23 protein-coding genes are annotated in these 25,552 nt (G+C 58.9%); 4 read left to right on the top strand and 19 right to left on the bottom strand.

The window, feature by feature from the left end; genetic code table 11:
- Positions 1–239 precede the first annotated feature (239 nt).
- Positions 240–1,478, top strand: a complete 1,239-nt coding sequence (locus EC915_RS22055) for a nucleoside recognition domain-containing protein (protein ID WP_133752626.1) — start codon at positions 240–242, stop codon at positions 1,476–1,478.
- Here the strand turns inward: EC915_RS22055 and EC915_RS22050 are convergent.
- From EC915_RS22050 to EC915_RS22010, 9 genes are all read right to left on the bottom strand, one after another.
- On the bottom strand, positions 1,451–2,089 hold the full coding sequence (locus tag EC915_RS22050; protein WP_133752625.1) for an ABC-type transport auxiliary lipoprotein family protein: 639 nt from the start codon (positions 2,087–2,089) through the stop codon (positions 1,451–1,453). The genes EC915_RS22055 and EC915_RS22050 overlap by 28 nt on opposite strands.
- A complete protein-coding gene (locus EC915_RS22045; RefSeq protein WP_133752703.1) occupies positions 2,086–3,024 on the bottom strand; it encodes an MlaD family protein in 939 nt (312 codons plus the stop codon). The genes EC915_RS22050 and EC915_RS22045 overlap by 4 nt, the downstream gene beginning before the upstream one ends.
- Positions 3,024–3,830, bottom strand: coding sequence for an ABC transporter ATP-binding protein (locus EC915_RS22040; RefSeq protein ID WP_133752624.1), 807 nt, complete (start codon positions 3,828–3,830; stop codon positions 3,024–3,026). The genes EC915_RS22045 and EC915_RS22040 overlap by 1 nt, the downstream gene beginning before the upstream one ends.
- The gene (locus EC915_RS22035; RefSeq protein ID WP_133752702.1) at positions 3,827–4,996 is read right to left on the bottom strand and encodes an ABC transporter permease; all 1,170 of its coding nucleotides are present in this window, start codon (positions 4,994–4,996) and stop codon (positions 3,827–3,829) included. Before EC915_RS22035 ends, EC915_RS22040 begins: the two co-directional genes overlap by 4 nt.
- Positions 4,997–5,006: 10 nt before the next feature.
- Positions 5,007–6,164: a DUF5924 family protein gene (locus EC915_RS22030; RefSeq protein WP_166651058.1), complete on the bottom strand. Its 1,158-nt coding sequence runs from the start codon at positions 6,162–6,164 to the stop codon at positions 5,007–5,009.
- 102 nt (positions 6,165–6,266) lie between these two features.
- Positions 6,267–7,649 carry a pitrilysin family protein gene (locus tag EC915_RS22025; RefSeq protein WP_133752623.1) on the bottom strand — a complete coding sequence of 461 codons (1,383 nt, stop codon included), beginning with the start codon at positions 7,647–7,649 and terminating at the stop codon, positions 6,267–6,269.
- A 67-nt stretch (positions 7,650–7,716) separates the two neighbouring features.
- Entirely contained in the window at positions 7,717–9,360 is a 1,644-nt protein-coding gene (locus EC915_RS22020; RefSeq protein ID WP_133752622.1) for a Na/Pi cotransporter family protein, read from the bottom strand.
- Positions 9,361–9,758: 398 nt separating this feature from the next.
- Entirely contained in the window at positions 9,759–10,517 is a 759-nt protein-coding gene (locus EC915_RS22015; RefSeq protein ID WP_133752621.1) for a TerC family protein, read from the bottom strand.
- 66 nt (positions 10,518–10,583) lie between these two features.
- Positions 10,584–11,891 (bottom strand): CitMHS family transporter, encoded by a 1,308-nt coding sequence (locus EC915_RS22010; protein ID WP_133752620.1) that lies wholly within the window; start codon positions 11,889–11,891, stop codon positions 10,584–10,586.
- Between the two features lie 325 nt (positions 11,892–12,216).
- On the opposite strand from EC915_RS22010, the gene EC915_RS22005 reads away from it, so the two are divergent.
- Positions 12,217–12,618, top strand: a complete 402-nt coding sequence (locus tag EC915_RS22005) for a GFA family protein (RefSeq protein WP_133752619.1) — start codon at positions 12,217–12,219, stop codon at positions 12,616–12,618.
- Between the two features lie 262 nt (positions 12,619–12,880).
- Here EC915_RS22005 and EC915_RS22000 read toward each other — a convergent pair whose 3' ends face one another.
- From EC915_RS22000 to EC915_RS21955, 10 genes are all read right to left on the bottom strand, one after another.
- On the bottom strand, positions 12,881–14,842 hold the full coding sequence (locus EC915_RS22000; protein ID WP_133752618.1) for a DUF4105 domain-containing protein: 1,962 nt from the start codon (positions 14,840–14,842) through the stop codon (positions 12,881–12,883).
- Positions 14,839–15,159 (bottom strand): DUF2388 domain-containing protein, encoded by a 321-nt coding sequence (locus EC915_RS21995; RefSeq protein ID WP_133752617.1) that lies wholly within the window; start codon positions 15,157–15,159, stop codon positions 14,839–14,841. The genes EC915_RS22000 and EC915_RS21995 overlap by 4 nt, the downstream gene beginning before the upstream one ends.
- 38 nt (positions 15,160–15,197) lie before the next feature.
- A complete protein-coding gene (locus EC915_RS21990; RefSeq protein WP_133752616.1) occupies positions 15,198–15,503 on the bottom strand; it encodes a DUF2388 domain-containing protein in 306 nt (101 codons plus the stop codon).
- Positions 15,504–15,607: 104 nt separating this feature from the next.
- Complete coding sequence (locus EC915_RS21985; RefSeq protein WP_133752615.1) at positions 15,608–15,925, bottom strand: DUF2388 domain-containing protein; 318 nt, start codon at positions 15,923–15,925, stop codon at positions 15,608–15,610.
- A 401-nt stretch (positions 15,926–16,326) separates the two neighbouring features.
- A complete protein-coding gene (locus EC915_RS21980; RefSeq protein ID WP_133752614.1) occupies positions 16,327–16,542 on the bottom strand; it encodes a DUF1127 domain-containing protein in 216 nt (71 codons plus the stop codon).
- A gap of 319 nt (positions 16,543–16,861) precedes the next feature.
- Entirely contained in the window at positions 16,862–18,355 is a 1,494-nt protein-coding gene (locus EC915_RS21975; protein WP_133752613.1) for an acetyl-CoA hydrolase/transferase family protein, read from the bottom strand.
- Between the two features lie 188 nt (positions 18,356–18,543).
- Positions 18,544–19,989 carry an NAD(P)(+) transhydrogenase (Re/Si-specific) subunit beta gene (locus EC915_RS21970; protein WP_133752612.1) on the bottom strand — a complete coding sequence of 482 codons (1,446 nt, stop codon included), beginning with the start codon at positions 19,987–19,989 and terminating at the stop codon, positions 18,544–18,546.
- Positions 19,986–20,312 carry an NAD(P) transhydrogenase subunit alpha gene (locus EC915_RS21965; protein ID WP_062386518.1) on the bottom strand — a complete coding sequence of 109 codons (327 nt, stop codon included), beginning with the start codon at positions 20,310–20,312 and terminating at the stop codon, positions 19,986–19,988. The genes EC915_RS21970 and EC915_RS21965 overlap by 4 nt, the downstream gene beginning before the upstream one ends.
- An 11-nt stretch (positions 20,313–20,323) precedes the next feature.
- Positions 20,324–21,442, bottom strand: a complete 1,119-nt coding sequence (locus EC915_RS21960; protein WP_133752611.1) for a Re/Si-specific NAD(P)(+) transhydrogenase subunit alpha — start codon at positions 21,440–21,442, stop codon at positions 20,324–20,326.
- A 438-nt stretch (positions 21,443–21,880) separates the two neighbouring features.
- The gene (locus tag EC915_RS21955) at positions 21,881–22,777 is read right to left on the bottom strand and encodes a LysR family transcriptional regulator (RefSeq protein ID WP_133752700.1); all 897 of its coding nucleotides are present in this window, start codon (positions 22,775–22,777) and stop codon (positions 21,881–21,883) included.
- Positions 22,778–22,948: 171 nt separating this feature from the next.
- Here EC915_RS21955 and EC915_RS21950 point away from each other — a divergent pair, with 171 nt between their 5' ends.
- Positions 22,949–24,130 (top strand): acyl-CoA dehydrogenase, encoded by a 1,182-nt coding sequence (locus EC915_RS21950; RefSeq protein ID WP_133752610.1) that lies wholly within the window; start codon positions 22,949–22,951, stop codon positions 24,128–24,130.
- A 10-nt stretch (positions 24,131–24,140) separates the two neighbouring features.
- Positions 24,141–25,361: a CaiB/BaiF CoA-transferase family protein gene (locus EC915_RS21945; protein WP_133752609.1), complete on the top strand. Its 1,221-nt coding sequence runs from the start codon at positions 24,141–24,143 to the stop codon at positions 25,359–25,361.
- Positions 25,362–25,552: the final 191 nt, after the last annotated feature.

Raw genomic sequence — 25,552 nt, 5'->3', positions numbered from 1 at the left:
CGCAGATTAGGCCAACTGCAAAAGTGCTGACCCTGTGTGGGCTTACGCAGATTGTGCCATTGGCAAAGTGCTGAGTCCGTGGGAGGTTACGACGGTGGCGAAGGCGGACTTGCTGACACCGCTTTCGCCACCGTCGTAGTTTTCCGAAGCTTCCACAGCGCTCAACGCAACGTGACAGAGGGTTTGTTGTTTACGCCCCCGCCGCTATCATCGCCGCATCTTGCGAGGGGGGTTAACTGATGCTCAACGGCCTATGGCTTGGTTTTTTCGTGGTCGCGGCGATTTCCGCGCTGACACAGTGGCTGGTTGGCGGTAATTCCGGCGTCTTCGCTGCCATGGTCGAAAGCATTTTCGCGATGGCCAAGCTTTCGGTGGAGGTCATGGTGCTGCTGTTCGGCACCCTGACGCTGTGGCTGGGCTTTCTCAACATTGCCGAAAAAGCCGGGATCGTCGACTGGCTCGGCAAAGTCCTCGCCCCGCTGTTCCACCGTCTCATGCCGGAGGTCCCGCGTGGCCACCCTGCGCTGGGCCTGATCACCCTCAACTTTGCGGCCAATGCACTGGGCCTGGACAACGCCGCGACCCCCATTGGCCTCAAGGCCATGCGCTCGCTGCAGGAACTCAACCCCAGCAAGACAGTGGCCAGCAATGCGCAGATTCTCTTTCTGGTGCTCAACGCCTCCTCGTTGACCCTGCTGCCGGTCACCATCTTCATGTACCGCGCACAGCAAGGCGCGGCGGATCCGACCATGGTGTTTCTGCCGATCCTGCTGGCGACCAGTGCCTCGACCCTGGTCGGCCTGCTGTCCGTGGCCTTCATGCAGCGCCTGCGTCTGTGGGATCCAGTGGTACTGGCTTATCTGATTCCCGGCGCGTTATTGCTGGGCGGCTTCATGGCGATCCTGGCCGGCCTTTCCGCCGCTGCCCTGTCCAGCCTGTCATCGGTCCTCGGCAACGTGACGCTGTTCGGCATCATCATACTGTTCCTGGTGATCGGCGCGTTGCGCAAGGTCAAGGTGTACGAAACCTTTGTCGACGGCGCCAAAGAAGGCTTTGACGTCGCAAAGAATCTGCTGCCGTATCTGGTGGCGATGCTCTGCGCCGTGGGCGTCTTGCGCGCTTCCGGTGCGCTGGACCTGATGCTGGAAGGCATACGCCATGCGGTGCAGTGGACGGGGCTGGACACCCGATTCGTCGATGCCCTGCCCACCGCACTGGTCAAACCGTTCTCAGGCAGCGCCGCGCGGGCGATGCTGATCGAGACCATGAAAACCCAAGGCGTGGACAGTTTTCAGGCGTTGGTCGCGGCGACCGTTCAGGGCAGCACCGAAACCACCTTCTACGTGCTGGCGGTGTACTTCGGTGCGGTCGGTATCCAGCGTGCGCGTCATGCGGTGGGCTGCGCGCTGCTGGCGGAGTTCTCAGGGGTGGTCGCGGCTATCGCGGTCTGCTATTGGTTCTTCGGCTCGGCGGTGTAATGCCTCTGGCCTTGGTCTACGGTCCATTGCAGCACTTGGGCGGTCAGCGTATCGCTGGCCTTCCCGAAGCCCGCCACAACGGCTGGGACCTGCTTGTCGGCGACCGGCTGATGCACCTCGAAACGACGGCTGGCGACAATACGCTGACGATCATCGGCCAGCCGCGCATCCAGTCGAATCACCACCTCGATGGCCTTGCCGCGATATTCACTCTGGAACGCCTGCAGTTCCCCTCCCAGTTCGAAGTCCGCTTGCAGGTTGCTGTCGTCAGTGCTGATCGACGGCACCCGAGCGTCGCGATAAAACGCGTCGGTCAGGTGGTTACGTAGCAGGGCTGGCGACGGATCGCTCCAGCGCGCGCCTTTATAGCTGCTGATCACATCGCCCTGAGGGATGACCGCGATGCGCGGACTGTCCAGGGCTTCGCTGGACTTGGGCCTCGTTACACGCAACGACCAGGAGACCGGTGGTGCGGCCTGGCTGCTGCTTGCCGCCGTCGGCAGGCGATACACGTCCGATGGCGCCTGCTTGGGCAGAATCGAACAGGCGCCCAGCGACAGCAGCGCGCTTGCCGTTAACAGCCGGATAAGAGAGTGATTGGCAGGCCTCATGGCTCGAACTCCTTGTGCTTCTCGCTACCGAGCAGGTAGCCGCTGGGGTTAGCGTTCAAACTACGCGAGATGTTCTTGAGCGAGGCCAGGGTGTCACGCAGTTCGCCAATTGCCGGACCTAATTCACCCAGGCCCTGAAGGCCGCCGTTCACCGAGTCGCGATTGTCCTTGAGCAGCGTATTAATGGTCATGCTGCTCTGCTCCAGGGACTTCATGGCCTGTTGCGCGCTGGCGATGGTCTGTCTGCCGTCAGTGGTCACCAATTGATTGGCATTGCGCATCAGGGTGGAGGTCTGTTCCAGCGTGGCGCCCGCTTGCTTGCTGAGCACCGTCATTTGTTTCAACGCCAGGCGGATATCGTCGCGCTGATCGGCAATTGCCCCTGTCGTCTGCTCAAGGTGTTCGAGGGTTTTGGTGAGGGTCTTCACATTGTCCGAGGAAAACATCTCGTTGGTGTTGTGCAGCAGGCTGGTGATTCCGGTCAGCAGGTCGTTGCTGTCATTGAGTAAACGCGAGATCGGCGATGGCGAGGCGACGATCACTGGCAGATTGCCGTCCTGACTCTTCAGCTCTTCGCTTTGCGGCGTGCCGCCACTGAGCTGAATGAGCGAGGTGCCCGTGATTCCTGCCAAAGCCAGTTTGGCGAAGGTGTCGCGCTTGATCGGGGTTTCCCCTGCCACTCGGATCTGCGCCAGTACGCGGCGTGGGTCCAGCGGATCGAGGCGCAGATTGACCACGTCGCCGACCTTGATCCCGCTGTACTGCACCGGACTGCCGCGGGAGAGACCGGTCACGGCCTCGTTGAACACCACCTGATAATCCTTGAAAGCGGTATCGACACTGGACTTGGCCAGCCACAGACCGAACAAAAGCGCGGCTGCAACCACGATAACCGTGAACAGGCCGATCAAAACGTGATGGGCGCGGGTTTCCATCATGAGACCTCGTGTGGGTGGGTGGCCGCTGCGTAGGCCGAGCGGCCACGCGGGCCATGGAAGTATTCGTGAATCCAGGCGTCCTTGTAAGCCGCCACCTTGTCGATGCTGTCGGCAGCCAGCACGCGTTTCTGCGCCAGGACCGCCACGCGGTCGGTGATGGTGTACAGCGTATCCAGGTCGTGGGTGACCATGAACACGCTCAAGCCCAACGCATCACGTAAGGTCAGGATCAACTGGTCGAACGCGCCTGCGCCGATCGGATCGAGACCGGCTGTGGGTTCGTCGAGAAACAGAATGTCCGGGTCCAGCGCCAGCGCTCTGGCCAGGGCGGCGCGCTTGATCATCCCGCCGGACAACTCCGAGGGGTATTTATGCGCCGCCGACAGTGGTAAGCCGGCCAGAGCCATTTTTATTCCCGCCAGATGCTCAGCGTCTTGCCGACTCAGGCCCGCGTGCTCGATCAGCGGCAGTGCGACGTTCTCGGTAATGGTCAACGAAGAGAACAAGGCGCCTTTCTGAAACAGCACCCCGAAGCGTCGCTCAACCTGTGAGCGATTTTTATCCGATAGATTCAGCAAATCCTGACCCAGGACCTGGACAGTCCCTTCATTCGGCCGCTGCAGTCCGACAATGCTGCGCAGCAACACCGACTTGCCGCTGCCCGAGCCGCCGACCACGGCGAGAATTTCCCCGCGATACACATCCAGATCGAGATTTTCGTGAACCACCTGCGGGCCGAAGCGGTTGCACAGGCCACGTACCTGAATCACCGCCTCGCCGGGTTGAACGCAGCGTCGTGTCACCAGCCCATCTCCATGAAGAACATTGCGGCCAGTGCATCCAGCACAATGACCACGAAAATCGACTGCACCACGCTCGATGTGGTGTGAGCGCCTACCGATTCAGCGCTCCCTTGCACTTTGAAGCCTTCCAGGCAACCAATCGCCGCGATGAAAAAGGCGAAGATCGGCGCTTTGATGATTCCCACCAGAAAATGCTGTACGCCGATATCGGCCTGCATCAGGGAAAGGAACATGGCCGGCGAGATCCCCAGCGACACGGCGCAGACCACGCCGCCGCCCACAATGCCGCAGATCATCGCCAGAAACGTCAGCATCGGCAGCGAGACGAGCAAGGCGAGCACGCGGGGCAGGACCAGTAGTTCTGTAGGGCTCAACCCCAGAGTGCGCAGAGCGTCGAGTTCCTCATTGGCTTTCATCGAGCCGATCTGTGCGGTGAATGCGCTGGCGGTGCGGCCTGCCAGAAGAATCGAGGTCAGCAACACGGCAAATTCCCGCAAAAAGGAAAAGCCGATCAGGTCGACGGTGAAGATGGTTGCGCCGAACGCCTTGAGCACCGTGGCCCCAAGAAACGCCACCACTGCGCCGACCATGAACGTGAGCAGCGCAACGATGGGTGCGGCATCCAGGCCGATCTGCTCGATGTGCGCAATGACCGAGGTGGTGCGCCAGCGCTTGGGGCGCAGCATCGTGGTGACGAAGGTTTGCAGGATCAGCCCGATGAAGCCCAACAGTTGCAGGGTGTCGTTCCAGACCACTTCCACCGCACAGCCGATCCGTGCCAGCAATTGGGTGCCTGTTGCGATTTCCGAGTCTTTCTGCGGTTGGTGGTAATCAGTCAACGCGCTCTGGATGGTCTGCATCAGGGCGCGGCTGGATTCGGGAAGATTGGGCGCCTGAACCGCCAGAAGACGCAGGCGTTGTACGCCGAGCAACTCGACCAGCAGCGAGGCCCCTGCTGTATCCAGCGCGCCCAGCTCGCTCATGTCCACTTGCGCTGAGGCTGCGAAGCCATCGCTGAGCGCATCGGTCTGTTGCCTGAGCTCGTGGTAATGAGCAAGCGTCCAGTCCCCGGCGATTCTCAATTGCGTGGGATGGGTCGACGTATCCAGCGAGACGCTGCCGGCTGTGTTGGCAGCCCTGGTCGCGAGGTAGCTCGATGCGGTCATGGTGGCAGGCTTATTGGGGTTTTGCTGCATCGGACGGCTTCGCCGCCGGCGCGTTGTCGGCATTGTCCGAGCCCGCAGTATCTGCACCGGGCTTCAAACCTGCTGGCGTGATTTTCTTGCGGGTCACCGCTGGCTGATCGGTATCGGTCACTTTAAAGCGTAATACGCCGATCATCTGGCCATCCTCTGTCAGCACCCTCACCTGCCATTTGCCGAGCACATCTGGCGGGAAATTCTGTTTGTGCGTCCACGCACGATAGCCTTCCTTGCGACCGCCGTGGATATCCAGGGCGATGCGATCCACCTCTTCGCCGTTATGGCGCCAGACATGATAGATCCGTTCGTCCAGCCCCCGTGGTGCGTTGATCGAGGTGTAAGCGTACAGGCCACTGCTGCGCAGTTGATTGACGCCGACCTCCTGAATGCTTTCACCAGGGGTTCGGTTCTGGTTGTCGAAGCGCGTGCTCACCGCAACCTCGGTCAGCCACAGCGTCGCGGGCGGCACCCAGGAGCGCAGCAACCAGCCGGCGCCACCGATGGCCAGCGTCAGGAATATCAGCCCGACACCGCGCTTCCAGTTGGTGATCGGAAAACTCGACGCCAGACTCGGGATGGACAGCACCATCGCCGTGACCAGCGCCAGTTTGTAACTCTCGGCGGTGGTCAGGTGCAGGATGATCGGCAACGCGGTGAGCAGCGCGGCGAACAGCGTCAAGGTGTGCAGCGCCATGAACAGCCAGCGGCGCGGCGCGAGCCATTTGTAATACAGCGGGTCAGTGATCGACACCAGTCCTGCGGCTGCCAGCAAGCCTGTGAACGCCAGCTGCCCGCTGTTCCAGGTCGTGGTGACGAAGAAAAATGGCAGCACGAAGAACAGACTTTCCTGATGGATCATCTGTGTGGCGTAACGCAACAGCGGTTGGGGAATTTCGCGTTTGAACAGCCTGGCAATCAGGGCGACGGCGCTGTTCTCGACCATCAGCCAGATCCAGCTCACCAGCATGATCACCGCGATCCAGGTCGCCAGCTTGGCTTGCCGATCCACCAGAATGAAACTGCCAATGCCAGAGCAGAAACCAAAGAACGCAATCAGCCCCGGGTAGCGCTTGATGAACTCCAGCACGCGCTGTACGTAGGAGTTCTGCATGAGGGCGTTAAGGTCCGGCATGGCGGTGTTCACTTTGAAGGGGGGAAAAATCCTTGGCAGGATAGCAATATCCAACACACAGGGCTGTCAGCGTGCGCGCCCACAGGTCGCGTAGACATTTACTCAGCGCGACCGTTTCCTGTACACCCGCCATCGCCATGCAATCAGCAAAACCACCAGCACTGCCAACGTCAAACCGATCTCATACAGCTCGTCATAACCTAGCAACGGCTCTTCGATACGCAGGTAACCCGGTTGAGCCAGCAATTGGCGCATGGCCTTGTTCGCTTGATCCAGACTGACCGCACGAGTGCGCTTTGCCGGATCTTCGAATCGGCCGTCTTCATAATCGTTCAAGGCGCCCCAGTAATAATCGGCCAGCGCGCTGTTCCCTTGCGCCGCCCACGCCTGCTTGGCAATCGAGGCGTGCTGCAAGCGGGCGAAAGTGGCCGGATCCATGCCGTCTTTGCGCAGTCGCTCCAGCATCGAACGGACCGACGTCACCGCCGCGTCGGTCTGGTCGCGGTCCAGATCGGCATTGAGGCTGAGAAAGCCGGTATCGCCAAAGGCCTCGCGATCAGCCCACGGCCCGTAGGAATAGCCCTTTTCCAGACGCAGTTCGCTGTACAGCGCCCAGTCCAGATAAGCCTTGACCAGATCCCACGTTTCGTCGTGCTGCTCACCCATGTCGGGCTCGGGAAACAGCAGGTGTAGCCGCGCACCGTCACCCAGTGTTCCGCGGATCAACGTACGCCCGGGCTCGGCTTTTTGGGTCACGGTGGCAAGAGGCGGATGCTCGGTCGGGTCCACGGCATTGAGCTGGCCGAAGGTACGCTCCAGATAGGCCGGCAGCAGCTTGTCCAGATCGCCGACAATGATCAGCGTCATGTTGTTGGAGGCGTACCAGTTGTCGTGAATGTTCTGGATCTGCTCCAGCGTCAGGTGATCGACTTCAGGGCGCTCGGCGCATTTGAGCCCCAGTTCCACGGCTAGCTGATTGCTGGCGGTGTGCCCCAGGTCACGCTTGTCCAGCCAGCGTTGCAAGTGGGAATAGTGGCCGCCGTCCTCACGCTCGACGATACGTCTGACCGTATCCAGATTGGCCTGATTGATTTGCGTGTGGGTCAGCACATTGAGCAGCAGGTTCAGAACCTTGCGCTGATTGCGCGCCGGTGCCTCGATCACGAACGTGGTGTCGGTATTACTGGTGAATGCATTCCACTCACCGCCCAGCGCCTGCATCTGTTGCTCCAGCCCACCCTCGCCGGAATCGTCGATACCACTGAACAGCAAATGCTCCAGCAGGTGCGGCAGCTCTTTGTCCTCGCAAGGGAAGTCGTCGAAGCCGATACCGACCACCAGGCGTATGGACACATGACCCTTTTCAGCCGGTTTTAGGAGCAACTGCAGGCCGTTGGGCAACACATAGCCCTCCACCTGCAAGCGGTCGATAGCCAGGGATGGAAGGGATGTCAGAAACAGAAAAGCGAACAGCAGGCAACGCATAAAAACGGGCTTCCTAGCGGGCCGGTATGTGTTACAGACTTCCACCCGGCCCTGGCGTTCACCTTGATCAGTCTGGCTGGCTTTCGCTCGGCAAGGCGCCGGTATCGGTGGTTTCAAGAACAGCATAGGCGCTGCTGCAGAACAGTGAATTGAGTCGCTTCATATCGGCGATAAGCTCAAGGTGCAACGAGCTGGTCTCGATACTCTGCACGATCTTGCGTTGCAATCTGCTGACATGGGCATGGGCCAGACGCCGTTCCTGTGCCCGGAAACGTCGTTTCTCACGCAGCAATTGCCGCGCGCTTTCCGGGTCGCCACTGAGGAACACCGACAGGCCCAGTCGCAAGTTCGCCATCAGTTGCGCGTGCAGCCCCGACAACTCTTCCAGGCCGACGTCGGAAAAAGACCGGCGTTGGGAAGTCTTCTGCTGCTGGACCTTGCGCAGCATGCGCTCGATCAGCCCGCTGGCCAGTTCAAGGTTGATCGCAAGCTCAATGATCTCCGCCCAGCGTCGATTGTCCTGATCGCTGAGGTCTTCACGCGGCATCTGCGCCAGATACAGCTTGATCGCGTTGTACAGCACCTCGACATCGTCGTTCAGACGGCGGACTTCCTGCGTCACGGCCGTCTGATTGCCGCGCAGCACTTCCTGCATCGCGCTAAGCATGCTGTCGATCAGATCGCCCATGCGCAGGGTTTCACGTACGGCATTGGCCAGCGCCAGGCTTGGTGTCGCCAGCGCGGTCAGGTCCAGGTGGCGCGGTTTGGTCTGGCCGTTGACCTCGGCGGCCTGCGGCAGGATCGACGCACACAGGCGGCCCATCGGCCCGACGGTCGGCAGCATGATCAGGCAGCGCAGGGAGTTGTAGATCACATGGAAGGTGATCACCAGACTCGAAGGACTGACGTCCAGGGTTTCCATCCAGTGCACCAGCGGCGTCAGCACCGGGATGATCAGCAGCAGGCCGATCAGTTTGTACAGCAGGCTGCCCAGTGCTACCTGGCGACCGGCAACGTTCTGCATGCTGGTACTGAGAAAAGCCAGCAGGCCGCTGCCGATGTTGGCGCCGATCACCAGACCGATCGCAACCGGCAAGCTGATGATTTCCGCCCCCGCAAGGGTCGCGGTCAGCAGAACAGCGGCCAGACTCGAGTAGGAAATCAGCGCAAACATCGCCCCGACCAGGGCATCGAGCAGGATATCGCCGGTCAGCGAGGCGAACAGCACCTTTACCCCGGCCGCTTGCGTGATGGGCGCGGCGGCAGTGACGATCAATTGCAGCGCCAAAATGATCAGCCCCAGGCCGATGCCGACGCGGCCAAGCTGACCAACGCGGGTCTGTTTGCGCGAAAGGAAAAAGATCACACCGAGGAAGATCAGCAGCGGCGAGAGCCACGACAGGTCAAACGTCAGGATTCGCGACATCACCGCCGTACCGACGTCGGCACCCAGCATGATCGCCAAGGCAGGTGTCAGCCCCATCAGGCTCTGACCGACGAAGGAAGTCACCAGCATCGCGGTGGCATTGCTGCTCTGCACCACAGCGGTGACAAGAATCCCGGCGACGAAAGCCAGCGGACGTTTGGACATGTTCTGACTGAGCACACGGCGCAACTGCGAGCCATAAACGCGCAGAATGCCGGTCCGAACGATGTGCGTGCCCCAGATCAACAGCGCGACGGCGGAAAGCAAATCGAGCAGGGTCAGCATACGGAAAGCCCCCTGTTAAATGCCCGGCGGGCCAGAATAGCCAACGCCCGATGGGCAATGATTGAAAATGCAGCGTGTAGTGAGCGAAGACGTCTGGGCATGGCTGCCACAAACACGCTCTGCTATAGCTTTTTAGTCGGCTTGAAGCCTGATTGCCAGCATGGCACAGACGATTATTTCTTGAAACAAATCTGTCATTTATCAGGCATTTGACATCGTGCTAAGCGGCGAAGATTTCCTGCAGGAGCGAATGCATGGGCCAGAGGCCAGATGCACCAACCTCTCGCGAAATGAATTCGCTCCAAACACCCCAGGCACTTCACCGCACAATAAAAAACGGGGCATCACGAATGCCCCGTTTTCTTCATTCAGCTACAACGCATCGGCCATTTTTGACCCTAAACATCGTCGCGAAGTTTCACATCGTCCTTCAATGCCTTCTTTTTGGCCACCGCCGTGCGCATCTTGATGTTGATCGCCTCCACCGCGAGCGAGAACGCCATGGCGAAGTACACATAGCCTTTAGGCACGTGCACGTCGAAAGCTTCGGCGATCAGCACCGTACCGACGACGATCAGGAACGACAGCGCGAGCATTTTCAGCGATGGGTGCTTGTCGATGAAATCGCTGATCACCCCCGAGCACAACATCATGATCAGTACTGCCACGATGATTGCCGCCACCATGACCGGCACGTAGGAGACCATGCCCACCGCCGTGATCACCGAATCCAGCGAGAACACAATGTCGATGATGGCGATCTGGATGATGGTGTACAGGAACAGCCCGCCCTTGCCTTTGGGTTCGTCGATCGCTTCCTCTTCGCCTTCCATGCCGTGATAGATCTCTTGCGAGCTTTTCCACAGCAGGAACAGGCCGCCGAAAAAGAGGATCAGGTCGCGGCCGGAAATACCCTGGCCCAGCACCACGAACAGATCGTCGGTCAAACGCATGACCCAAGTGATCGACAGCAACAGCAGGATTCGCGTGATCATCGCCAGCGCCAGGCCGAAAATCCGAGTACGCGGCTGCATTGCCTTGGGCATGCGGCTGACCAGGATCGAGATCATGATGATGTTGTCGATGCCCAGAACGATCTCAAGGGCGGTCAGGGTGAAGAAAGCAACCCAGATCTCAGGGTTGGTCAGCCATTCCATTAGGTTTTCCTTTGAACTTGTCTGATCCACAGTGCCGCTTGCGCGGCAGCTAGGAGGTTATGTGCGTTATAGACTGCTGTATGCAGGGAATATCCCCATCAGCAGTGCGGCAATCAGGATGCATGCGCAAACCAGCACGGCCCACTTGAGAGTAAAGCGCTGGTGATCGCCGAATTCGATGCCCGCCAGTGCCACCAACAGATAGGTAGACGGGACCAGCGGACTCAACAGATGGACGGGCTGGCCGACGATCGAGGCACGTGCCATTTCTACCGGGCTGATACCGTAGTGCGAAGCGGCTTCTGACAACACCGGCAGGACGCCGTAGTAAAAGGCGTCGTTGGACATGAAGAAGGTGAACGGCATGCTGACAACCGCTGTGATCACCGCCAGATAAGGCCCCATCGCGTCTGGAATCACCGCCAGCAGGCTTTTCGACATCGCGTCGACCATGCCGGTGCCGGACAGGATACCGGTGAAAATGCCTGCGGCGAAGATCAGTCCGACCACGGCCAAGACGCTACCGGCATGAGCCGCGACGCGATCTTTCTGCGCTTGCAGGCATGGGTAATTGACGATCATGGCGATACTGAAGGCGATCATGAACAGTACCGGCAGGGGCAGCAGGCCCATGATCAGCGCGACCATCAGCGCCAATGTCAGTGCAGCGTTGAACCAGATCAATTTCGGACGACGGGCGTCGGGGAACTGCGAGACGCTGATTTCGCTGTGATCGACCTCGTCGCCCGGCAAGTGCAACTCGCCCAGCCGGGCACGCTCACGTTTGCCGTAGCACCAGGCGATCACCAGAATCGCGACCACCCCTGCCAGCATCGCCGGAATCATTGGTACGAAGATGTCCGAAGGGTCGACATGCAGCGCGCTGGCAGCCCGAGCCGTTGGCCCGCCCCAAGGGGTCATGTTCATCACACCGCCTGCCAGAATGATCAGGCCGGCCATGATGCGCGGGCTCATACCCAAGCGGCTGTACAGCGGCAACATGGCCGCGACGCAGATCATGTAAGTGGTGGCGCCATCGCCGTCCAGAGACACCACCAAAGCCAGCACGGCGGTCCCGACCGAGACCTTGACCGGGTCACCTTTGACCAGCTTGAGGATCTTGCGCACGGCCGGGTCGAACAGGCCTGAGTCGATCATGAGCGCGAAATAGAGAATGGCGAACATCAGCATCACGCCAGTGGGCGCAAGCTTGGTAATACCCGCCAGCATCATGGGGCCGATGTCGGCCGCGAAGCCTCCGAACAGGGCGAAGACGATGGGCACGATGATCAGAGCGATCAGCGCTGACAGGCGCTTGCTCATGATCAGGTACATGAAAGCGACAACCATGGCAAAGCCGAGGAAGGTCAACATAGAGATACTCCAGGCGTTACGTGACGTAGGAACAGACGAAACGAAGCAATCAGCTCAAGGCGAGCTGCGCGTGGAGTTGAGGCGCGAGAGAGGGATAAAGCGGAGCATATGCAAGCATCAGAATCACCGAATTGTTGTTGTAGATGGGCCAGGCACCTCATGAAGGATTTGCCTTGGCTCTGCCGGTCTGTTGCCAGCGGTGGGCAGATGCTAAAGCGCTTAGCTTTCAGCCAGCTTTCGATGGTGTGCCGATGATCGATGCAGTAAATATGAAGTAAAAACGCGCAGAGGCAGTCAGACGTTAAACCCCAACCGGAGAACGACCATGAGTGAGACGCACACTGGCGGATGCCATTGCGGCAACCTGCGCTACCACCTCGACGCGCCCTTGCGCGACATCGCCCATTGTCACTGCTCGGTATGCCGACGGACTTCGGGCGGGATTGCCGTGACCTGGATCACCGTGCCGCTGGAGGTGTTCAAATGGACCGCTGGCAGCCCTGCGGCGTACGACTCCAGCCCCACGTGCGTGCGTTATTTCTGCAACAACTGTGGCGCGCAGGTGGCGTTGTTCACCCGCGACAGCCCTGAAACGATGGACGTCATCATCGCCACCCTGGACCACCCCGAACAGGCCCCGGCAGAGCGGCACATCTGGACCGACAGCCGCTTGCCATGGCTGCATCTGGACGAGCACTTGCCCGCCGAGCCGGGTGAGGCTGCCTAGGCCTTGAGCCGGTCGCGGAAGGCAGCATGTGCCCTGCATCTCTGTCGCCCCGCTCGCCGCCTTCGCGGGCAATCTTGCTCCCACAGGTTTGTGCAGGACAGTGGACTTTCGGGTCATGCAGGACAGCAGCTCACTTGAATCAGCCAAAAACGGCGGGACCCCACGGGACCTGTGGGAGCAACCGGAGGTTACGACGGTCGCGAAGAGGCCGGCACGAGTGCCATACCGCTGTCGCCTTGTGAATAACCCCTTCCAGCGGTCTTCAAGGCAACTCAAGCCCACCCGCTGCCTTGTGCAGCGCGCGTAAATGCTCCCCGACCTGCTTGAGGTTGTCTTCGGTGGCGGCGATTTCTGCAGCGCGGCCAGGGTCCAGCAAAGCCCTCACCTCGGTGTCCAGAGCACCGCTGAGCCGTTGCAGCTGTTTCTGCCGCTGGCTGCTCTCGGCTTCCAGACGAACCCACTCACCTTGCTGCGGCAGACCATAGCCGCCGCTGCCGAGTAATTCCGCAGGCCGACTCAAAAAACCACTGTTGGCGAGAATGTCCTGCAGCGTACCGGTGGCTTGGGACACGCGGTTGTCCTTTTTTTCCACAGCGCTCAGATAGCGCTGCTTGACCTCATCCTGAGCCAGCAGCAACTGACGGCGCAGCCCTGCCTGCTCCAGCAACAACATGGCCGCGCTGGTACGCAGATCCGCTTTGGCAAAATACGGCTTCCGATCCTTTGCAGGCAGCGACAGCCAGTCCTCTACCGTCGTCTGCTTCACATCGGTAGCCTTGCGCAGCACGTCGAACATTGCCTGATAGCGATCACGATAGGAGTCAAAGCGATAACCCAGCCGTAACGCTTTCTTTGGGTCGTCCAGCACGCTGGTGTCCGCCAGCCCCCTGCCCTTTAGCACCTCCAGCAAGCCGTTAGGCATGATGCTGTCCAGACCGACAAGGCGCGGATCGTTGGTGCCGCTGCGCAGCAGCTTCAGGTTTTCCACAGCGCAGTTATTGGACAGGAACCAGTAGTCGCCGTCGTAAGCCCAGTGCATTTCGGCCGCATGCCGGACCAGCCCGTCAATCTGCTCGCGCGACAACTTCAGCGGCACTGACGCCAGGCTGCGCAGTTCGGTCTTGGTGTACTCGTCGATGACCTGACCCAACGGCAGCACGAACAGACGTGACGGATAACCCCCGGTCAGACCGGCCCAGCTGGACAGTTGCAAATCGTTGACGAAGGCGCGATAGGACAGCACCAGGTGCTGATCCAGATCCAGACGACAATCCGGCCCTCGCGGCCTTCCCGGTTTGCAGATCACCAGCCGCAGCATGCTGTGGCCCCAACGGCTCACCAGATTCTGGTTGGCCTCGGCCAGCAGGTAGTCGACTTCATACACCCGCTCCGGGTCGAGTTTGCCCAACGGCTCGCGGGCGAAGTCGTTGCCGGCATTGAGGTACGGGTAGAAAGTCGGGCATTCAGTTTTGTCGGCAGGCGCCCAATCAAACAGCTTTCTGTAGTAGTCATACAGCGCAGGACGGCGACAGGCGTACGCCGGATCGAGTAGAAAATACTCCATGTTCACGGCAACGAATTCCAGCGGACTGCTGATTTCGTACATGTCAGGGCTGCGAGCAACCTGGCCGTTACGCTCCTCGCGCGCTCCTCGCCGACCGACGTATTGCGGCCAGCCTGCAAGATCCAGCAATCGCGGATCATCGCTCAAGGTCAAACGCCGCTCCGTTTGACCCCGGCAGCTGTCGCGCAGCCCTACCTTGCCCACGCTTTTGCCCTGACGCGCACATGCAATGATCAGCTTGCGGTCTTCCGGCGACCACAGCTGCGCATGATCATAAATGTGCGTAAGTTCGTGCAGGACAGTGGCGAGCATCTCTTCGCGCACAGTGCCGTGGGGTCGATTGGTTCGAGCGGTGGCTGCACTGCCGTCGGTCAGACCTGCCAACAGGCGTTGATTCAGGTCCAGACGATAAGGCCCATCCGCACGCCCGTAGGCGTTGGAGGGCATGTCATCGGTCCAGTGGACTTCAACTTTGCGGTCGAGCTTGCTGACGAACATGGGCGGCAAGTGCGCCATGGCCTCGTCAAGCAACGTCTGGCTGGCCTGCTGCTGTGCAGGATTAAGCCCGTCGGTGTACAGCGACAGGCTCAGACCGGCAAAGGCGCTCGGGCAAATCAGCGAGAGCGCCGACGCCAGCAGCCAGACGAAGAAGGGCCTCACAGCGCGAGAATGGCTTCGGCCAGATCCTGATCAGTGGCGTTGCGGGCTTCGGGCAGACGCTCGCGCAGGGTGACGAATGCGGCGTCCAGACGGGCACCGTGGATATTGCCATTGCTGGCGACGTAACTGGCGGCGTCGTCCTGAGCTTCCACAACCATCTTCCAGTTGCGAACCGAGGATGTGGTGTCAGAAGTGAAATCGACACTGCGGCCCAAGGCACGCACAACGATATTACTGGTGGCTTTCAGGGTTTGCGCGTGCGCGACGTCGGTCAGCAACAGCAGGCCGAGGGCGGCAGCGATCAGCGGGGTACGCATGGAACGGCTCCAAAATACAGGGGGGGTGTAAAAGGTGATTATTGGACGAGGATTGCCTGCGCCAGTTCAAGGTCGCTTGCATGAAGTTTTGGAGAGGTTTGACGTAGATAAATCAATGCCGACTCCAGCTGTGCTCCTCGCAGTTGGCCATCAGTGGCAATGAACGCTGCTGCATCATCCTGGGCGGCAAGTATCAGCTTGTTATCGAAAGGTCCGGTCGTCACCTGACTGGTGGCGTACCCGGTTTTGATCAGGCTTTGTGTGGTTGTGTCGAATGCTTGGGCTTGAGACATACACATCAGGCTGGCAATCGTTGCAATCAACAGGCGAGACAATGAACGCATGAGTTTTCGGTATCGGCAAAACGAAGCGCAAGGCTAGCGCAATGCCCCGGCAAGAACCAGTGAAGGTAACGGGGCAAGCGTTTCCAAAGCTGTCACGATTTGAATCAGATCGCCAGAATCGCCTGAGCCAGTTGCTCGTCGGTAGCCTTCAAGTCCGGGCTGATTTCGCGAATATGCTGAAAGGCGCCTTCCAGACGAGAACCACGAACGTCACCCTGGCTGGCAACGAAGCTGGCAGCATCATCGCGAGCGGCAAGCACGATCTTGTCGTTATGGAAGGAAGACGAAATGTTCGATGTCGCGTTAGACGAGGCATCCAGTGCACGGACGACGGTATCGGTCGTGACAACGAAGCTGGAAGCCTGGGCTCCGGAGGCTGCGATCAAGAGTGCAGCTACGCTCAACAGACGAAGACGAGGCATGGTGGAACTCCACAAGGGTCAATCGAAAAGCCACACGCAAATCTGGCGATGAGCAAAGCTGTCTCGCAGGCGATAGAGGCACAAGATGCAGCAAGACTAGCGTAACAATCCTTTACGGACTACCCGCGCGTGCCCTCATCGTCCAGACAGAAGAAAGAATTTATGGCTGAAGAGCCTGAAGAATAAGAACTGTAATGGTTGTTTTTAATTTTTGTTTAACTGTATCGTCATGATAGTGATTTTATTGCCGGAGCAGTTTCATCACGAGCCAAGACAACGGAACCTTCGGTTTGCAGGCCCATAAACGACAAGACCCGTCAGCAGTTGCCCGCGACGGGTCTTGTACGAACAATTCGGGTTGCTGGCGAGAGGCTCGTAGCCTGGGACCAGCAGACGCTAAATTAGCGCCAGAACGGCTTGCTCAGCTCTTCGTAACGCTCGGATTCGCTAATACCGGCGTCAGCCAGCAGGCGAGCATCCAGGCGGGCCAGCTGATGGCGGCTGGACAGGCGGCGCTGCCAGAGCATCACATTGGCGAACAGGCGCAGCGGCAACGAGGCTTTAGCGGATTGTGCGGTTTCTTCGTAGAACAGTTCGGAACTTACGGTGCGTTCCATGGTGCTTCTTCCTTCCGCTTGTGGCGGGATTAGAGATTGACTTGATTGGTGCCAATCTTCCTCTCGTTGCGCTTCCCTCTCCAGACACAGTTCATTTGTATTGTGCTGCTCCAGTTAACCGTGAAAGCGCACTGTTTTGTTCATTTAGGGGGCAACTGTACCGGCTGGCACCGAATCAGTGCATTTTGTGCGCTGAAAAAGTGAAATCTGCGTTTCCGTGGCAGAAACGGACCGGTACAGCAGTACAGTTTTGCAAACAAATGGCGTCAGCGACGGGATAACAGCCACGACTGATCACCGGCAGTCACCAACTGTTCTCTCATACTCCGAGCATACGACCGGTCTCTTCCAGCCTGATGTGCCAACCGAGTGCATCGCGCAGCACATGAGGTGTGTGACCGCCAATGGCGCAGGCCCTGCGGAAGTAGTCGTTTAGCGCCTCACGATAGGCGGGATGAACGCAGTTATCGATGACCACGCGCGCGCGCTCGCGAGGCGCCAAACCGCGCAGGTCGGCCAGCCCGTACTCGGTCACGAGGATGTCCACATCATGCTCGGTGTGGTCAACGTGGCTGGCCATTGGCACCACGCTGGAAATCGCCCCGCCTTTGGCAGTGGATTTGGTGACGAAAATGGCTAGGTGCGCATTGCGGGCGAAGTCACCCGAGCCACCGATTCCGTTCATCATTCGCGTGCCGCAAACGTGTGTGGAGTTGACGTTGCCGTAAAGGTCGAACTCCAGTGCCGTATTAATGGCGATGATGCCGAGGCGTCTTACGACTTCGGGGTGGTTGGAAATTTCCTGAGGGCGCAGTAATAGTTTCGGTTTGTATTGTTCGATGTTGCTAAACACCGCATCGTGCATGCGTTCTGACAGCGTGATGGAGCTACCCGAGGCGAAATCCAGCTTGCCGGCCTCGAACAGATCGAAGGTGGAGTCCTGCAGCACTTCGGAATACATGGACATGTTGTGGAAAGGCGAATCGATCAAACCCATCATTACCGCGTTCGCGATGGTGCCAACGCCTGCTTGTAGCGGCATCAACTGATTGGTCAGGCGGTTCTGGCGTACCTCGTTCTTGAAGAACTCCACCAGATGCCCGGCAATGGCCTGGGTTTCATCATCGGCGGGCAGGACAGTTGAAGGTGAATCGGTCTGATCGCTGAATACGATGCCGACGATCTTCGCCGGATCGATCTTCACTGCATGGCTGCCGATGCGGCTGTCTGCCTTGAGTACAGGAATGGGCAGGCGTGTGGGGCGATAGGTCGGTATATAGATGTCGTGCAGACCCTCAAGCTCAAGGGAGTGTGCCGTATTGATTTCGATGATCACTTTCTCGGCGAGAATTGCAAAGCTGGCCGAGTTACCGACCGACGTGCTCAGCACCAGATGCCCTTCTTCAGTGATTGCCACGCATTCGATGACGGCGATATCCACCGACTTGATCTGATGGTTACGCAACTGCTCGACCGTATCGGACAAATGCTGGTCGATGAACATTACCGAGCCGTTGTTGATGGCCTTGCGCAGGGTACTGTCTACTTGAAATGGCATGCGACGGGACAGCACGCCCGCTTCGGTCAGCTGCTTGTCCAGATCGTTGCCCAGGCTGGCGCCGGTCATCAGGCTGATCTTCAGCGGGGTAACTTTCGCCAGTTCGGCCAATGCCCTGGGTACGGCCTTCGCTTCACCGGCGCGGGTAAACCCGCTCATGCCGACGGTCATACCGTCCTTGATCATGGAGGCGGCATCGGCCGCGCTCATTACCTTGCTCATTAAAGAAGGCAGGCGAATACGTTCACGGTGCATGATTTTTCATCTCGTCACGAAGGTGCAAGCGGCCAAGTCTAGAGGCTTGGGCTTTTTTCGTCCCGCGACCAAGGTCGCATTCAAGGGCACTAATTAGAGGGTTTCACGGCAAATCACTTTTGCTTTCGATGTAAAAAACCCTCGACCGATACTCGCGTCGAGGGTTGGCCCTGTCCCTGGGTAAAGCCTTATTCCACTGCTTTAACCATGTCTTCGATGACCTTCTTGGCGTCGCCAAAAACCATCATGGTTTTGTCGAGGTAGAACAGTTCGTTGTCCAGGCCCGCATAGCCGCTGGCCATCGAGCGCTTGTTGACGATGATGGTCTTGGCCTTGAAGGCTTCGAGGATAGGCATGCCAGCGATGGGCGACTTCGGATCGTTCTTCGCAGCCGGGTTTACCACGTCGTTGGCGCCGAGCACCAGCACCACGTCGGCCTGACCGAATTCGGAGTTGATGTCGTCCATCTCGAACACCTGATCGTATGGCACTTCGGCCTCAGCCAGCAGGACATTCATGTGGCCAGGCATTCGGCCAGCCACCGGGTGAATGGCGTATTTAACGGTGACTCCGGCGTGGGTCAGTTTCTCGGTCAGCTCTTTAAGCGCGTGCTGCGCCCGGGCTACCGCCAGGCCGTAGCCGGGAACGATAATCACGGTGTCTGCGTTGGTCAGCAGGAAGGTCGCGTCGTCAGCCGAACCGGATTTCACAGGTCGTGCTTCTTTCGCACCACCCCCGGTGTCTGCACCTGGCGCGCTGCCGAAGCCGCCGCCGATCACGTTGAAGAACGAGCGGTTCATCGCCTTGCACATGATGTAGGAGAGGATCGCACCGGACGAACCCACCAGGGAGCCTGCAATGATCAGCATCGAGTTGTTGAGCGAAAAGCCGATACCGGCCGCCGCCCAGCCCGAGTAACTGTTGAGCATCGACACGACGACCGGCATGTCAGCGCCACCGATCGGGATGATCAGCAGTACGCCGATCACGAACGCAAGAATCAGCATGAGGCTGAACGCAAACAGGTTGCCGGTGAGCATGAAGGTGACGCCGAAGAACAGCGTCGCCAGGCCCAGGATCAGGTTGAGCTTGTGTTGTCCGGCGAACTGTACGGGCGCGCCCTGGAACAAGCGGAACTTGTACTTGCCGGAGAGCTTGCCGAACGCGATGACCGAGCCCGAGAAGGTGATCGCACCGATGGCCGCGCCGAGGAACAACTCCAGGCGGTTACCGGCCGGGATCGAGTCGCCAAGGTGTTGAACGATACCCAACGATTGAGGCTCGACCACCGCCGCGATGGCGATGAACACCGCGGCCAGACCGATCATGCTGTGCATGAAAGCCACCAGCTCAGGCATCTTGGTCATCTCGACACGCTTGGCCATGATAGAACCGGCTGTGCCGCCCACCAGCAAGCCCACGACGATATAACCGATTCCCGCGCTTGCGCCGTCGGTGGACAGTGCCGCAAGTTTGAACACCAGGCCGATCGTGGTCAGCACCGCCAGGCCCATGCCGAGCATGCCGAACAGGTTGCCGCGGCGGGACGTGGTCGGATGCGACAGGCCCTTGAGTGCCTGAATAAAGCAGATCGCCGAGACGAGGTACAGCAGAGTGACAAGGTTCATGCTCATTGCTTGGCATCCTCGGCTTTGGCTTTCGGAGCCTTTTTCTTGAACATTTCCAGCATGCGCCGGGTCACCAGAAAACCACCGAACACATTGACGGCAGCGAGGGCCACTGCCAGCGTGCCCATGGTTTTACCCAGCGGGGTCACGGTCAGGGCGGCAGCGAGCATGGCGCCGACGATAACGATGGCCGAGATAGCGTTGGTCACGGCCATCAGCGGTGTGTGCAGCGCAGGGGTGACGTTCCAGACCACGTGGTAGCCGACGTAGATCGCCAGCACGAAGATGATCAGGTTGTAGACGCCGTGAGAGATCAGCATGTCTTCCATTGTTTTTATCCTCAGCCGTTCTTGCGGACAATCTGACCGTCGCGGCACATCAGGCACGCGGCGACGATGTCGTCTTCGAGGTTGATCTCGAACTGTCCTTCCTTAAAGACCAGCTTCAGGAAGTCCAGCAGGTTGCGTGCATAAAGTGCCGAAGCGTCGGCAGCGACCATGGCGGGCAGGTTGGTATGGCCGACAATGGTCACACCATGTTCGATCACTACCTGATCAGCCACGGTTAGCGGGCAGTTGCCTCCCTGAGCTGCCGCGAGGTCGATGACCACCGAGCCCGGTTTCATCTGCGAGACAGTGTCCGCGCTCAATAGCACGGGCGCCTTACGGCCGGGAATCAGCGCTGTGGTGATCACGATGTCAGCTTGCTTGGCGCGCTCATGGACTGCTACCGCTTGACGCTGCATCCAGCTGGCAGGCATCGGGCGGGCATAACCGCCGACGCCGACAGCGGCTTCGCGCTCTTCGTCAGTCTCGTAAGGTACGTCGACGAACTTGGCGCCCAGCGACTCGATTTGCTCCTTCACCGCCGGGCGAACGTCCGAGGCTTCGATCACGGCGCCAAGACGCTTGGCCGTGGCAATGGCCTGCAGGCCGGCAACGCCCGCTCCGAGGATCAGCACGCGTGCAGCCTTCACTGTACCGGCGGCGGTCATCAGCATCGGCATGAAGCGTGGATAGTGATGCGCGGCCAGCAATACCGATTTGTAACCGGCAATGTTGGCTTGCGAAGAAAGCACATCGAGACTTTGCGCACGGGACGTCCGCGGCGCCGCTTCGAGGGCGAACGCAGTGATGCCACGCTCGGCCATTTTGGCGATGGTCTCGTTGTTGAAGGGGTTGAGCATCCCGATAACGACCGTACCGTTCTTGATCAGAGCCAGCTCGCTGTCGCCGGGCGCGACGACCTTGAGGATCAGCTCGGCGCCGAAGGCATCGACAGCGCTGCCAGTGGTCGCACCTGCCGCCTCATAGGCGCTGTCCGTGACGCTGGCGGCAATGCCTGCACCCGCCTGGACAGTGACCTTGTGGCCTTGGCCAATGAGCTTCTTGATGGTTTCCGGAGTTGCAGCAACCCGAGTTTCGCCGGACTGAGTTTCTAAAGGGACACCGATGTGCACGTCAAAATCTCCTGCGTGATCTTCTTATCTTTTAAAAATAGGCCAGCGCACTGCGGATGGTGCGTCTGGGGCAGCGATCACCACGTTCCACCCGGACAAGACGGGGGCGCGGCATTTTGCAGGCGGAACAGGGAGGCCTTCAAGGGATTCTGTAACGTGACGACAATTTAACTACAAGTCACCCTGTGACCGTTTGCCGCAACAAAGCGCTACAGCCCCTTTTATTAAAGGTTTGTAGAGGTCATGGAAGGGTTTTAAGTTTTTTCATCGTCTGGCAGTGCTTGAACTGCAAATCGGGCTGAAAGCCACGTTTTATAGAGCTCTTAGGATGTTTTAGATAAAGAACACTGCGTTTCTTAAATGCGACATATGCGTATATCTGTAGTGCTTTTTAAGTTAGAGCTACAAATCTGGCATGCTGACGCTTCACCCCTAAGGTCAAGGCAGGGCAAAGGTTGCAGCCTGTTGCACCAGCCAGTCGCGGAAGGCTTTTAATGAAGCTGATTCGACCTTTCGCTCGGGGATCATCAAGTAATAGGCCTTTATGCTCGACAGTATGTGGGCGTTCGCGATCACCAGCCGCTCCTCGGTGAGCTCGCGCTGGATGAGAAATGGCGGTATCAGGGCCACGCCCATTTCATGCATGGCCGCCTGAGCCAGCATGGAAAACAACTCGTACCTCGGGCCTGTCATGTCACGGGCGATATTCATGTCCAGCGAGCCGAACCACTGGCGCCACGCATAGGGCCTGGTGGTTTGTTGCAGCAGTGGCATTTCCGATAAGTCGCCAGCGCTTAGGTAGCGCTTGCTGTCGAGTAAAACAGGACTACACACCGGCATGGGGTTTTCGCTCATCAAACGATGAGATTGCGTACCCGACCAATCAGCATCCCCAAAATAGATGGCAGCGTCGAATTCGGTATCCGCAAACAGAAAGGGCTGGGTGCGATTGGTCAGATTGATGGTCACATCAGGGTTTTGCTGCTGGAAATCTTTAAGGCGAGGCAGAAGCCATTGGGTGCCGAAGGTCGGGACCACTGCGAGCTCGATCACGTTCGCACCTTGATGACCCATGACTGAAAGCGTGTCGCGCTCCACTGCGTCGAGTTGTGTCGCCACGCGCCTGCTGTAGGAAAGCCCGGCCTCTGTCAGCTTCACACCTCTGTGCGAGCGTCGGAAAAGCTCCACGTTAAGGAATTCTTCAAGGCTTCCGATCTGTCGGCAAATAGCACTTTGAGTCAGCGAAAGTTCTTCGGCCGCTTTGGTAAAGCTCTCATGACGCGCGGCAGCCTCGAAGCTGACCAGTGCGGCGGTACTGGGGATCTTGCGACGCATGTACATGAACCTCACTCGTTGGGCGGGAAGCTGGCGCTTTTTACGATTTCGGAGTGAGAAATTAGCACAGCGCTATGCGAAATCCTCGTTTGTCCAAGGCATGGTCGGCACCTAGGATCAACCACGACTTTTCCCGGCGCTGGCCGGGACACTATTGGTAAGGAGAAGATCATGGGCGCCAAGGCAAGCTTCAACTGGATCGATCCATTGTTGCTGGATCAGCAGCTCACTGAAGAAGAGCGCATGGTCCGCGACAGCGCCGAGCAGTTTGCGCAGGACAAGCTCGCCCCTCGCGTTCTGGACGCCTTCCGCCATGAGCACACTGACCCGGCGATCTTCCGTGAGATGGGCGAAGTCGGTCTGTTGGGTGCGACCATTCCTGAGCAATACGGCGGCAGCGGTTTGAACTACGTCTGCTATGGCCTGATTGCTCGTGAGGTCGAGCGTATCGATTCCGGCTACCGCTCGATGATGAGTGTGCAGTCGTCACTGGTGATGGTTCCAATCAATGAATTCGGTACAGAGGCGCAGAAACAGAAATACCTGCCGAAGCTGGCTTCTGGCGAGTGGATCGGTTGCTTTGGCCTGACCGAGCCCAACCACGGTTCCGATCCCGGTGCGATGATTACCCGCGCCAGAAAGGTCGATGGCGGCTACCGGCTGACGGGCAGCAAGATGTGGATTACCAACAGCCCGATCGCTGACGTTTTCGTGGTCTGGGGCAAGGACGATACCGGCGACATCCGTGGCTTCGTACTGGAGAAAGGCTGGCAGGGTCTGACTGCGCCTGCGATTCACGGCAAGGTCGGGCTGCGTGCGTCGATCACCGGTGAGATCGTAATGGACAACGTATTCGTGCCTGAAGAGAACATCTTCCCCGATGTCCGTGGTCTCAAGGGCCCCTTCACCTGTCTCAACTCCGCTCGTTACGGCATCTCATGGGGCGCGCTGGGTGCTGCGGAGTTCTGCTGGCACACCGCTCGCCAGTACACGCTGGACCGTCAGCAATTTGGCCGACCGCTGGCAGCCACCCAGCTTATCCAGAAAAAGCTGGCCGACATGCAGACCGAAATTACTCTGGCTTTGCAAGGCTGCTTGCGTCTGGGGCGTATGAAGGACGAAGGCACCGCCGCAGTGGAGATCACCTCGATCATGAAGCGTAATTCCTGCGGCAAGTCTCTGGACATCGCTCGCATGGCGCGTGACATGCTCGGCGGCAATGGCATTTCCGACGAATTCGGGATTGCTCGCCATCTGGTCAATCTGGAAGTCGTGAACACATATGAAGGCACTCACGATGTGCATGCGCTGATTCTGGGGCGTGCGCAGACCGGCATTCAGGCGTTCTATTAAGGAGCCGACCATGGGCGCGCTGTCGCACTTGCGTGTGCTGGACCTTTCCCGGGTACTGGCCGGACCTTGGGCCGGACAGATTCTCGCGGACCTGGGGGCGGACGTCATCAAAATCGAGCGCCCGGGCAGTGGCGACGATACTCGCGCTTGGGGGCCTCCTTTCCTTAAGGACTCTCGGGGCGAGAATACCTCTGAAGCCGCCTATTACCTGTCGGCCAATCGGAACAAACAGTCGGTCACTATCGATTTCACTCGCCCCGAAGGCCAGAAGCTGGTGCGCGAACTGGCAGCGAAGTCCGACATCGTGATCGAGAACTTCAAGGTCGACGGCCTCAAGGCCTATGGTCTGGATTACGAGTCGTTGCAGGCTGAGAATCCGAGACTGATCTACTGCTCTATCACCGGCTTCGGTCAAACCGGCCCCTATGCGAAACGCGCGGGGTATGACTTCATGATTCAGGCGTTGGGTGGGCTGATGAGTCTGACCGGCCTTCCTGAAGGTGAAGAAGGTGCCGGACCGGTGAAGGTGGGTGTGGCGCTGACCGACATTCTGACCGGACTGTACTCGACATCTGCGATTCTGGCGGCCCTGGCCCACCGTGACCAAGGTGGCGCTGGCCAGCATATCGATATGGCGCTGCTCGATGTGCAGGTCGCCTGCCTGGCGAACCAGGCGATGAACTACCTGACGACCGGAAAGCCGCCGCGGCGTTTGGGCAATGCTCATCCGAATATCGTGCCTTATCAGGACTTTCCCACAGCCGACGGCGATTTTATTCTTACCGTGGGCAATGACAGCCAGTTTCGCAAGTTTGCAGAAGTCGCAGAGCAGCCACAGTGGGCGGAGGATCCGCGCTTTATAACCAATAAGCAGCGTGTCGCGCACAGGGCAGAACTGATCCCGCTTATTCGGCAGGCCACGGTGTTCAAGACCACGAGTGAATGGGTAGTGGCGCTGGAGCGTGCAGGCGTGCCATGCGGGCCTATCAATGATGTTGCGCAGGTGTTTGCCGATCCTCAGGTGCAAGCGCGCGGCTTGAGGCTCGACCTACCCCACGCGTTGGGAGGCATAGTGCCTCAGGTGGCAAGCCCGATTCGGCTTTCGGGCACGCCTGTTGAATACCGTAGGGCGCCGCCATTGCTCGGTGAACATACCCTTGAGGTGCTGACGGGGGTCCTGGGGTTGCCCGAGGAAGCTGTCATGGCCTTACGCAAGGCTGGTGTGCTTTAGGTTTTGCTCCTTATAAGACGATCTTTTGCAGCGTCCTATATAAACAGAAAGAACCGGCTGATTTTCCTCGAGTTTTATCTTTTTCATGGAAACATCAAATTAAGTGTTGACGCCCCTCTGGATGTGTCTATAATTCGCCCCACTTCCGGCGCAGACGAAACGGAAAACTCCTTGATAATCAAAGAGTTGGA

This window comes from Pseudomonas sp. LP_7_YM (genome assembly GCF_004364435.1).
Lineage (GTDB): Bacteria > Pseudomonadota > Gammaproteobacteria > Pseudomonadales > Pseudomonadaceae > Aquipseudomonas.
This window is presented reverse-complemented; position numbering and strand designations above follow the sequence as displayed.